Below are 10696 nucleotides of genomic sequence, written 5' to 3'. Positions count from 1 at the left end.
ACCGCTGAAAGCAACACGAAACCCACACCCGACACATCCCGTGTCGAAGTGTGGGTTTGTGAACTTACGAAGCGGCATCCGCTTGAAGGATGGTTAGTTCTTCGTAATCGCGTAGAACAGCGGGACGGACTTCCAGGAGAATGCCACGTTGTCAACGTTCTCGGAGTAGCCACCGACCACGTTGGAGTACCACAGCGGGATAACCGGCAGGTCCTGCAGCAGGATCTCCTGAGCCTCGTTGTAGTACTCGGAAGCCTCCTCAACGCTGGCTGCGCCGGCAGCCTGCTTTAGCAGCTGGTCGAAGGTGGCGTTGGAGTAGTCACCGTCGTTGGAGCCAGCGTTCGTGCCGTACAGCGGGGACAGGAAGTTACCCAAGGACGGGTAGTCTGCCTGCCAGCCGGTGCGGAACGCGGTGGTGATCTCGCGCTTAGTCACGTCATCACGCAGGGACTTGAAGTCCGGGTATGCGTTGCCCTCAGCCTCAATGCCCAGGGTGTTCTTGATGGAGTTTGCAACTGCATCAACCCATGCCTGGTGGCCACCATCAGCGTTGTAGGAGATGGCAAACGTACCGGTCCACGGGTTGATCTTGTCAGCCTCCTCCCACAGGCGCTTTGCTTCCTCCGGGTCGTACTCCAGAACCTCAGCACCGTTGAGGGTGTCGGTGTGGCCAGCGATCACCGGGGAGGTGAAGTCCGTTGCCGGGGTGCGGGTGCCGTCGAAGATGGTCGCGGTGATCTCCTCGCGGTTGATTGCACGGGAGATTGCAGCGCGGCGCAGCTTGCCTTCTTCACCACCGAAGTGCTCGAGGCGCTCCGGGATGGTGAAGGACTGGAAGATGGCAGCCGGCTGGTTCACAGCACGCTCGCCCAGCTCGTTGTTGAAGGTTGCGAACGCAGAGTCCGGGATAGCGTCGGTCACGTCCAGGTTGCCTGCGAGCAGGTCAGCGTAGGAAGCGTCCTGCTGTGCGTAGAAGACGAAGTTGATGCCGTCGTTCTGCGCAGCGCGGTCGCCGGAGTACTCCTCGTTCGGAACGATGATGGCGTCCTGGTTGTGGTTCCACTCAGCCAGCTTGTACGGGCCGTTGCCGATCGGGTTCTCGCCGTATGCAGCAAGGTCATCGAATGCAGACTCGTGCATTGGGTAGAAGGCGGAGTAGCCCAGGCGCAGCGGGAAGTCGGCTTCTGGCTGGGTCAGCTCGATCGTGAACGTCTGATCGTCCACAATCTCCAGGCCCTCGAGCGGCTTGCCCTCTTCGAAGCCCAGGATGGACTCGAAGAAGTAGGCGCCGAGCATTGCGTCCTCAACAACCTTGTTCCAGGTGTTGACGAAGTCCTTGGAGGTCACCGGGGAGCCGTCGGACCACTTGATGTCATCGCGCAGGGTCACGCGGTAGGTCTTTTCACCCTCCAGCTCAACGGACTGTGCCATTTCGTTGTGGGACACGCCGTCCTTGTCAAAGTAGACAAGACCCGAGTAGATCATATCGACGATGTTGCCGCCGCCGACCTCATTGGTGTTGCCCGGGATGAGCGGGTTCTGCGGCTCAGTGCTGCTAGCGGTGATGTAATTGCCGCCCGCAGCACCGCCGTTGGAGGCGCTGTCCGACCCACATGCGGTCATGGTGAAGGTCAGCGCGCTGGCTGCAACAACAGCCAGGGTCTTCTTCATGTTCACTATAGATTCTCCTTGATTCATGCGATGATCCCAATGATCCCAATCACATTTATTACCGGTAGCCGGAATAGAACACAATACTACTCAACAGATTCCGTAAATCCACCCGAGAGTTTTTCTCGTATTTACTTTGCGTTCACTGTGACCTGTTGTGGAGCTGGTAGCGTCAAAGGGTTGCGCCCGCCGCTACCTACCAAAGGAGTCCTTCATGTCCGGTGGTTTGCTCGCCTTGCTTGACGACGTTGCGCTGATCGCCCGCACTGCCGCCGCCTCAGCCGACGACGTGGCAGCGATGACGGCGAAGACGTCTGCGAAAGCTGCGGGCGTGGTGATTGATGACGCAGCAGTGACCCCACAGTTTGTCTCTGGGGTCACCCCGGCGCGTGAGCTGCCGATGATCTGGAAGATCACCAAGGGTTCTTTGCGCAACAAGCTGCTAATCATCCTGCCCATTGCACTTGTCCTGAACGCATTCGCGCCGTGGGCATTGGTACCGCTGTTGATGTTGGGCGGTGCATACCTCTGTTATGAGGGCGCAGAGAAGATCGTCCACAAGATCAAGGCAAATCCTGAAGAAGAGCAGGAACGTGCGGTAAACAAAACGCCGGAGGATGAGGATTCCTTAGTCAAAGGCGCAATCATGACAGACCTGATCTTGAGTGCGGAGATCATGATCATCGCGCTTGATGAGGTTGCTGATCAGCCCATCTGGATGGAGGCTGCCGTGCTTATTTCAGTGGGTATCCTCATCACCATCGCGGTTTATGGCGCGGTGGCGATCCTAGTCAAGATTGATGACATCGGCCGCGGCATGATCGAACGCGACAAAGCACCCACGCTTGGGCGCGGCCTGGTGAAGAGCATGCCGTATATCTTGACCGCGATTGGTGTTGTGGGCACGGTTGCCATGTTGTGGGTTGGCGGCCACCTAATCGTGCGTGGCTTGCACGAGGTTGTCGGCTGGCATTGGCCGCACGACATCTCGGAGCACCTCAAGGAGGCCGCTGGCGGCGGGGCGCTTGGGTGGCTGGCTGAGACCGGTGTGTCTCTGACTGCGGGGTTGATCACCGGTTTCATCGTGCTGGAAATCGTCGCGCTGCTAGGCAAACTACTAGGCAACATGCGCGGCGCGAAGGCCAACGCTTAAGCTGAAGCAATGGACAGGCTCTACTCTCTCGCACCGTCGATATGGGGTGCTGGCGAGGAAATTGAGCTCGCCAGCGTGATCCAAGCTCCCCTTTTTGAAGAGTTTGGGGCCACGAAAAAATCAGCATTTTTGCCAGTCCTGCTCCACCCGAATCCGCTCAACGGATCGTGGCGGGTACGCCGGGTGGGCCATGACCGCACCCAGGGCAGGGTCCTAGGGGAAGTCGCCGCTGCGCACCGCGAGCGTTACCCGGAGATGCAACGCATTGAGGCCTCGCTGTTGATGCCAACCACGGTCGCAGAGATTCGTTTTGATAACCAGACCGGCCTGTTTCGGGCCAAGATTATTCTGCCGCCGCCCGAACTTACGGTGCCTCGCAACGATCCTCCAGAAGGTGCGCTAGTGCTACCGCCTGGGGACATGATTGTGGTGGATACCGCCAAAGGAGAGTTCAGTGCTGACGAGCTCGTCGCACTCTCCCCCGGCATCTGGTTTGTTGCGTTGCGTCCGCTGGCGGGCACGGTTGCTGTCACGCTCAACGGCAAGGCACTCGGTGGCTTCGCTGCCAAAGATGCCAAGGAACTCCTTGCCTACATCGAAGAAGCGGGCGCCCCGCTGTACGCACGTGCCGTGCTGTTGGAGGGCATGGCTGCGCTCAATGCCGGCGCCCCAGCTGAGGGTCTGCAGACAATCCCGGTGCTGAAGGTCCCAGACACAACACCTACTACCCCGTGGTCACTCGTAGACTTCCCCGACGGATCATGGGCGATCACGGTGGAGCGCCCCTTTGCCACGGACCCCGAAGACACGGTCCGGCCACACTACAGGGCACGATACGTGTCGCTGACGGGTCAGGACCGCCCCGACGATGTCGCCCCACCGACGCAGATGTTTACCAAGGTGGAGCGTCCGGAAGATAAACCGGAAGATAAACTTCCGGCAGACAAGCCGGAAGACAAGCCGGTAGAGGTGCGGGAGCGTGCCGTCGTTAAGGAAAAGCCCGAAATCGGGTGGCAAGGTTCCGGCGGCTACCTCACAGAAATTGAGAAGGTACAGCTCAGGCGCCGCGAGCGGGTTGCTGTCGAGGTTGGTCGGCACCGCAAGTAGGCAAAGACGCGTACGGTGGTACCCATGAGCAACGATAAAGGACCTAACCCGTACGTAGTAGATATTGAGAAGGCCACATTGGAAAATGAGGCTTTCCGTGACACCCTGTGGACCGGTAAACACCTGCAGCTTACGGTTATGACCATCCCGGCTGGCGGCGAGATCGGCGCTGAGATCCACGAGGGTCACGATCAGTTCCTCCGCCTCGAAGAGGGCGAGCTGCGCGCACAGATCGGCCAAAGCAAGGACAACCTTGAGATTGACCAGGTTGTGGGCGCAGACTGGGCAGCGTTCGTGCCGTCCGGCAAGTACCACAACTTTGTCAATGAGTCAGACAAGCCGGCGAAGCTCTACTCCATTTACGCAGCTCCGGAGCACAAGCCGGGGACTCGCCACGAGACCAAGGCGGATGCGGACAATGATCCGAACGAGCACGACGCTGTGTAACCGGCGCGGTTTAACCAGCGCCAAATAACTAGCGCACAACGCGCGCGGTGCCGTCGATGCGACGGGTCAAGCCGCGCGCGTCAAGCATCTCTAACAGCGGAATTGCCACGCGCCGCGTCGTGCCCCACGCTTTGCGGGCGTCGGAAGCTGAAAACGGCTGCTCCAATGCTTGGAGAAGCGCGGCGGCTTTGGCGGGGGCGTTGGCAAGCAACACCACACCGTCAGCAATCCGCACAATGCGCCCAGCACGCTCGGCTGCCGCCAGCTCCTTATCGCCCACCCCCCACGCCGCAAGGTCAGCGGCCTCGGGCGCGGCAAACGGCCAGGCGTGCAGGTGCTCCTCCAGCTTGGCTATCCCCTCGCCCAAATCCAGAGTGCGGCCAGTCGAAATCAGCCCTTCGGCTACCGTCAGTTTTGCCGCGGCGGCAGCCAGTGGCAGCAGCTTGGCATCGGGGAGCTTTAGCTTATCCACGCCCTCCGCAACCCCCATCCCCGCCGACAACGGATTCACCCGCTCATGTTCTGCAACGGCTTCAAGCAGGGCGTTCCTCCAAGCCATGACTTGACTGGCTTGAATCCAGTAACCAGCAAACGCAATTGTGCCCGCAGGGGGCTCCTCGGGTACGTCGTAGCCCAGCCGCGCCAGGTGCGCCGGGGTCACGGCCACGCGGCGGGTAATCTCGGCGCCAAGGTCCGGCAACGTGGGCAAAGCTTCTGCGCGGCGCGCGGCATCCCCGCGCCGGAGAAAGGCCGGCGGATCCGCGTCCACCACTCGAGCACCAGCCAGGATGTGCTGCTCGCCGGAGCCTCGCAACACTACCGTGTCGCCGATCTTGAGCGGCAGCGGCAACTCAAAGCTCAGGCGCACGTGCTTCTTCCCCAGCAGCCGCACGGCACACGCCACGCTGGCGGTACCAACGTGAGCGACGGCTTCGCGTGGGAGGGGGGAGGTGGTTAGGGTGGTTAACGTGGCGTCGATAAGCAGCGTGCTCTGCCAAGCTCCCGGGGTGAGTAAGGCATCGCCGCGGCCGATACTTTCGGCATCGATGCCACGCAGGTTCAGTGCCACGCGCATCGCCGGTTGCGCCACGTCAATGGGAGTGTCCTCGGACTGCACGGAACGCACGTGAACCTGCTGACCGCGCAGTTCAAGCACGTCCCCCGGTCGGATCGTGCCAGCGGTGAGCGTGCCGGTAACCACCGTGCCCGCGCCTTTGACGCTGAAAGCACGATCCACCCAAAAACGGATCCGCGCGCCTGGGTCCGGGGCCGGTGCGGCCTCAAGCACCTCGTGGAGAGTACGGGTGAGTTCCCCGATCCCCTCACCGGTTTTCGCGGACACCTCCACCACCGGCCAGCCCTGCGCTGTGGTGCCAGCGACCTCACGCGCGATCTGTTGGCGCACCTCGGCGCGGCGCTGCAGGTCAGCATTATCCGCACGCGACATCGCAATCACCCCGGTAGTGATGCCAAACGCGTTGATGGCGTCCAGGTGGTCCTTGGACTGCTCTTTGACCCCCTCATCAGCAGCGATGACCAACATCACTGCGGGCGCGGGACCCACGCCAGCGAGCATGTTGGCAATAAAACGCTCATGTCCCGGCACGTCCACAAAGGCAATATCGCCAACCCACACAAACCCAAGATCAATGGTCAGGCCGCGTTTTCGTTCCTCGTCCCAGCGGTCTGGCTCCATACCTGTGAGGCGCTTGACCAGCGTGGACTTGCCGTGATCAACATGGCCTGCAGTGGCAACGACGAAACTCATGCGTGCACCTCACCAGCGGCTTCAACAATGGCGGCGGCAACAAGCGCGTCTTGGTCTTCCGGCACACAACGCAGATCAATAAGTAAACGCCCACCGTGGATGCGGCCGAGAATAGCGGGATCGTGGCGCCGTAACGCTGCTGCCAGCGACTCATCCAGCTCCACCGCATAGCCGGGCAACGGGTGGCCGGGCGCTCCCCCGCCCCCAACGCGGCCATCGTGCGCCACAACCCTGCCCTCTACTTTGGAGGCCACCTTGGCGGCTAGGGCCTCGGTACGCTGCTTCAACACAGCAAGGTCCGCGTGCAGGTACGCGTGCGTAGGATTATGGGCAAGGCGCATGGTCGCCTCAAGCGCCGCCAAGCGCAACTTGTCAATGCGCACCGCGCGCGCCAGGGGGTGCTTGCGCATCTTCGCAATCGCCTCACGCGTACCCAACATCACGCCTGCCTGCGGGCCGCCCAAAAGCTTGTCACCGGAAAACAACACAACGTCCGCCCCCTGCTTCAACGCAGTTGTCGCGTCCGGCTCATCCGGCAGCAACGGGTCAGATGCCAAAAGGCCAGAGCCGGTATCTACGATCAGCGTCTGACCATGAGCATCCGCAATTTCGCGCAGCTGCGCCACGCTCACACTCGCGGTAAACCCTTCCACCCGATAGTTCGACGGATGCACCTTCAGAATCGCCTTCGCCTCATGAGCGCGTTCATAATCCGCCGGGTGCGTACGGTTCGTCGCCCCGACCTCCACCAAACGCACGCGCGCAGACTCAATCAGCTCCGGCAGGCGGAAACCCGCACCGATCTCAATGAGCTCACCGCGAGAGATCACCATCTCGCCGCCCTCAGCAAACGTTGCCGCTGCCAGCAGCAACGCGGAGGCACCGTTGTTCACCACCAGCGCATCTTCGGCGGCGGGGCACGCAGCTAACAAGGCATCCGTTGCCTGCTTGCCGCGCTCACGCGAACGCACGCCTGCGTCCAGGTCCATCTCCACGTCCACATATCCCGCGGCGCGCGCCATCGCCTCCACTGCGCCGGGCGACAGGGGCGCACGCCCCACGTTCGTGTGCACCACCACGCCCGTTGCGTTGATCACGGCAGTCAGCGTGGTTGCGCCTTGGTTCGCCCGCGCCACAAACACGTCGCGCACATCCTCAGGCGAAATCTCGCCTCGGCGGGCAGCCGCCTGCACATCGTGCGCGAGGGCTTTGAGGGTGGCGGTTGAGAGGTTCGACGTGGCGTCGGCAAGCAATAAAAGCTCATCCGTACGGGGAATGTTGCGGCGCGGATCCAAACGAAACCTCCCGAAAAACTATGGCGGAGACGGACAGGAATCGAACCTGCCAGGCTGAGATGCTCAACCTCACCAGTTTTGAAGACTGGGGCGCCCACCAGGACACGTACGCCTCCGTCGCGTGACGCTACCATACAGCGGTATGAGCAAAACAGCCCCAGAAATCCGACTCACCCAATTCGCCGCAGGTGGTGGATGCGCCTGCAAAATCCCACCCGGTGAACTCGAAGACGCAGTAGCCGGCTTGGTTGGCTTTACAGACCCCAACGTGATCGTTGGTCTTGACGACGGTGATGATGCCTCCGCCATCCGCGTCCGTGATGACCTGGCGATTATCTCCACCACCGACTTTTTCACCCCCGTGGTGGATGACGCGTATACCTGGGGCAAGATCGCAGCTGTCAACGCACTGAGCGATGTCTACGCCATGGGCGGCACCCCGATTACCGCGCTGAATATTTTGGGCTGGCCGCGCGAAGTCCTGCCGCAGGAACTGATCCGTGAAGTCCTCCACGGCGGGCTCGACGCCGCAACTGAAGCCGGCATTTCCGTTACCGGCGGACACTCCATTACTGCACCGGAGCCGATCTACGGCATGGCCGCAACCGGCACCGCCGACCCCGCGCGCCTGATGCGCAACGACTCCGCCGAGGCCGGGCTGCCGATTACCCTGACCAAGCCGATCGGCTCTGGTTTGTTAAACAACCGTCACAAGGCCACCGGCGAGTGGTTCCAGCAGGCAGTCGACGTAATGACCACCCTGAACCGGGACGCTTCGCGCGCAGCAGTGGATGCTGGTGTGAAGGCAGCGACCGATGTCACCGGCTTCGGCTTGCTCGGCCACCTGTACAAGATGGCACGCGCCTCCAAGGTGGACGCGGTGATTGATTTCGCTGCTGTGCCATTTATCGACGGCGCACGTGAAACCCTCCGCGACGGCTTCGTCCCCGGCGGCTCGCGCCGCAACCTGGACTGGGTCAGCCCACACGTCGACTCCGATCTAGATGAGGTGGCGCTGCTCTTGCTTGCAGACGCCCAGACGTCCGGCGGCCTCCTCGTCATCGGCGAAGTGCCCGGCTACCCCATCATCGGCGAAACCGCACCGGGCACCGGGCGGGTGCGCGTGCGCTAGCGCACTGTGGTGATTGAGTCCCCGACCTGGCCCGCGGTCTGGCGTTCCTTGAGTCGGGCGCGCTGGGGCTCCACGACGTACTTCGGGTCTTCCGTGGACTGATGCCCAGCTTGCACAATGCCAAAGCGGGTTAGGCAGGAACCGGCCATGAGTGCCGCACCCGAAAGTGCGGTGATGACACGGTTTCGACCACCCACGAGCGCACCCAAACCGCCGGCGATAACGCAGGCCTCTGCGGCCTTGAGCAGCTTGCCAGCCTTGCCGTCGTGCATCGTCTCCTCCAGCGGCGCGTGCAGGTTACGCTCCACATTCTTGGAGGCGAGAATGTCCGCCGCGGCACCAACGGCACCCAGCACACGTGCCGGACCGTTGTTCTTAGTGGACGTAGTCACTAGCGCCGCTCCTGCGGAGGCAGCTGCTGCTGAGGAGACAAACAGCGCCGGCAGTTCCTTGTGCGCGTCTTGCCACAGCGGCACTGACGTGTTGCCCAACAGCACTGCTGTGTACGCGGCAAGGGGCGCGCCGAGCAGACCGGTAGCCACGCCAGCAGGAGTGGCGGCCCAGTGGAGCAAACTACGCGCGAAATCGGGCAACGGCAAACGCTCACCTGTGAGCTTGTCCACCTCAGCTATCGCAGGCACCGCAGAGGTTGAACCGAACGCGCCTAAAATCCACGAACCCACGCTCATGGGCGAGGACAGTTTGAACACGCGGAACATGTGGAGCATCCGCTCCGGACGTCCTAGGTCCAGAATCAGAAAGCTCGATCCCAAACCTGCCGCCGCGAAAGTGGTCAGTCGGGTGTTGCGCTGCAGCTCACGGTTGCCGGTCAGCCCTGCGCCAACGGCCAGAAGCGCCGACCCGCCCGCTACACCGCCGAGGAACAAGTATCCGGCAATTGGCCACTCCCACGGCGGGAACTTCACAATTGGCTTGCCGTAGTAGGAGTCATACTGCGCGAAGTCCGCTTTCGGCACCATGAGTTCTTCACCACGGCGCCGTTTCTTGCCCCGCGGTTTTGCACCGCCACTACCACTGCCCTGGTTTCGCTTCGGTCCGCGCGGCTCTTCCGGGGGCCGGTAGCTATCAAACTCTGCCATTAGCTGCGTCCTCCAATCACAAATGCACCCGCAACCGCACCAATCAAGCCGGCTGCTGCAAAGACTGCACGCTTGGCCATCGTGGGCAAGTTAGCAGTTGGCACCTGGGGGTCCGGCGGCAGGCCGTAGACCTCTGGGGCGTCCAAAAGCAAGAAGATTGAGCCTGTACCGCCAACTCCGTCCTCGCTGTTGGCGCCATACAGACGCGCTTCCGTCATGCCCTGGGCGTGTAGCTCCTTCACGCGTGCCTGGGCGGTTGCCAGCATCTCGTCATAGGAGCCGTACTTAATCGACGTGGTCGGGCACGTCTTGGCGCACGCCGGACCCTCCCCGATCGCCTGACGGTCAAAGCACATCGTGCACTTCTGCGCCACGCCGATGTTCTTGATTGGCGCGACCTCGCCAACGGTGAAGTCTTCTCCACGCTTCGTGCGATCGTCGCGCTTGGACACGCCGCCGTCTTCACGGCGCTCGATCACGCCGAACGGGCAGCCTGCCACGCAGGTGCCGCAACCGTTGCACACGTCATCCTGCACCACCACGGTGCCGTGCTCCGTGCGAAACAGCGCACCTGTCGGGCACACGTCAAGGCAGCCCGCGTTGGTGCAGTGCTTGCACACATCAGAGGACATGAGCCAACGGAAATCCGGTGTATCACCCGGAGTAACAGACTGCGCAGGCTGTGCGGGTTGCGTGGTTTCAGCGTTGCCGCCTGCCCCAACACTCGGCATACCCAGCGAGACCAACTTCGCGCCCTCTTCGCGGGCTATGGTGATCTGTTCCTCGCTCTGCTCAATAAACGCCACGTGGCGCCACGTATCCGCGCCGAGCGAGCCAGTGTTGTCGTAGGAATTACCCGACAACTCGTAGCCATCCTGCGGGTTGCGGTTCCACTCTTTACACGCCACCTCGCAGGCCTTGCAGCCAATACAAATCGAGGTATCCGTGAAGAACGCCTTGCGCGCAGCGCGGTCGTAGCCAACGTGCTGTGGCGCTTCGGTAATGCTGTTCGTCTTCGCCATT

9 protein-coding genes and 1 tRNA gene are annotated in these 10696 nt (G+C 61.8%); 4 read left to right on the top strand and 6 right to left on the bottom strand.

Annotation, left to right across the window (positions count from 1 at the left end; all coding sequences use genetic code 11):
* Positions 1-93: 93 nt before the first annotated feature.
* Positions 94-1677, bottom strand: coding sequence for a peptide ABC transporter substrate-binding protein (locus HMPREF3101_RS00835; protein WP_070462035.1), 1584 nt, complete (start codon positions 1675-1677; stop codon positions 94-96).
* A gap of 208 nt (positions 1678-1885) precedes the next feature.
* On the opposite strand from HMPREF3101_RS00835, the gene HMPREF3101_RS00830 reads away from it, so the two are divergent.
* From HMPREF3101_RS00830 to HMPREF3101_RS00820, 3 genes are read left to right on the top strand one after another with little or no spacing between them, the layout of a single operon-like run.
* Entirely contained in the window at positions 1886-2824 is a 939-nt protein-coding gene (locus HMPREF3101_RS00830; protein WP_070462034.1) for a DUF808 domain-containing protein, read from the top strand.
* A 9-nt stretch (positions 2825-2833) separates the two neighbouring features.
* Positions 2834-3931 (top strand): hypothetical protein, encoded by a 1098-nt coding sequence (locus HMPREF3101_RS00825; RefSeq protein WP_070462033.1) that lies wholly within the window; start codon positions 2834-2836, stop codon positions 3929-3931.
* 24 nt (positions 3932-3955) lie between these two features.
* On the top strand, positions 3956-4378 hold the full coding sequence (locus HMPREF3101_RS00820; protein WP_070462032.1) for a cupin domain-containing protein: 423 nt from the start codon (positions 3956-3958) through the stop codon (positions 4376-4378).
* Positions 4379-4406: 28 nt separating this feature from the next.
* Here the strand turns inward: HMPREF3101_RS00820 and selB are convergent, their stop codons facing one another.
* From selB to HMPREF3101_RS00805, 3 genes are all read right to left on the bottom strand, one after another.
* Positions 4407-6146 (bottom strand): selenocysteine-specific translation elongation factor, encoded by a 1740-nt coding sequence (selB, locus tag HMPREF3101_RS00815; protein WP_070462031.1) that lies wholly within the window; start codon positions 6144-6146, stop codon positions 4407-4409.
* Complete coding sequence (gene selA, locus HMPREF3101_RS00810) at positions 6143-7441, bottom strand: L-seryl-tRNA(Sec) selenium transferase (protein WP_070462030.1); 1299 nt, start codon at positions 7439-7441, stop codon at positions 6143-6145. The genes selB and selA overlap by 4 nt, the downstream gene beginning before the upstream one ends.
* 21 nt (positions 7442-7462) lie before the next feature.
* A tRNA-Sec gene (locus tag HMPREF3101_RS00805) sits at positions 7463-7557 on the bottom strand.
* 26 nt (positions 7558-7583) lie between these two features.
* On the opposite strand from HMPREF3101_RS00805, the gene selD reads away from it, so the two are divergent.
* Positions 7584-8573 (top strand): selenide, water dikinase SelD, encoded by a 990-nt coding sequence (gene selD, locus HMPREF3101_RS00800; protein ID WP_070462029.1) that lies wholly within the window; start codon positions 7584-7586, stop codon positions 8571-8573.
* On the opposite strand, the gene nrfD is transcribed toward selD, so the two are convergent.
* Both nrfD and HMPREF3101_RS00790 read right to left on the bottom strand, forming a co-directional pair.
* On the bottom strand, positions 8570-9673 hold the full coding sequence (nrfD, locus tag HMPREF3101_RS00795) for an NrfD/PsrC family molybdoenzyme membrane anchor subunit (protein WP_070462028.1): 1104 nt from the start codon (positions 9671-9673) through the stop codon (positions 8570-8572). The two genes, selD and nrfD, sit on opposite strands and share 4 nt — an antisense overlap.
* Positions 9673-10695 carry a 4Fe-4S dicluster domain-containing protein gene (locus HMPREF3101_RS00790; RefSeq protein ID WP_070462027.1) on the bottom strand — a complete coding sequence of 341 codons (1023 nt, stop codon included), beginning with the start codon at positions 10693-10695 and terminating at the stop codon, positions 9673-9675. The genes nrfD and HMPREF3101_RS00790 overlap by 1 nt, the downstream gene beginning before the upstream one ends.
* Between the last annotated feature and the right edge of the window lies 1 nt (position 10696).

The sequence above is a fragment of the Corynebacterium sp. HMSC29G08 genome (assembly GCF_001806875.1).
Lineage (GTDB): Bacteria > Actinomycetota > Actinomycetes > Mycobacteriales > Mycobacteriaceae > Corynebacterium.
This window is presented reverse-complemented; position numbering and strand designations above follow the sequence as displayed.

Coding starts and splice junctions, on each gene's coding strand:
- HMPREF3101_RS00825 (WP_070462033.1), top strand. CDS start 2,834: ATGGACAGGCTCTACTCTCTCGCACCGTCGATATGGGGTGCTGGCGAG.
- nrfD (WP_070462028.1), bottom strand. CDS start 9,673: ATGGCAGAGTTTGATAGCTACCGGCCCCCGGAAGAGCCGCGCGGACCG.
- selB (WP_070462031.1), bottom strand. CDS start 6,146: ATGAGTTTCGTCGTTGCCACTGCAGGCCATGTTGATCACGGCAAGTCC.
- selD (WP_070462029.1), top strand. CDS start 7,584: ATGAGCAAAACAGCCCCAGAAATCCGACTCACCCAATTCGCCGCAGGT.
- HMPREF3101_RS00830 (WP_070462034.1), top strand. CDS start 1,886: ATGTCCGGTGGTTTGCTCGCCTTGCTTGACGACGTTGCGCTGATCGCC.
- HMPREF3101_RS00790 (WP_070462027.1), bottom strand. CDS start 10,695: ATGGCGAAGACGAACAGCATTACCGAAGCGCCACAGCACGTTGGCTAC.
- HMPREF3101_RS00820 (WP_070462032.1), top strand. CDS start 3,956: ATGAGCAACGATAAAGGACCTAACCCGTACGTAGTAGATATTGAGAAG.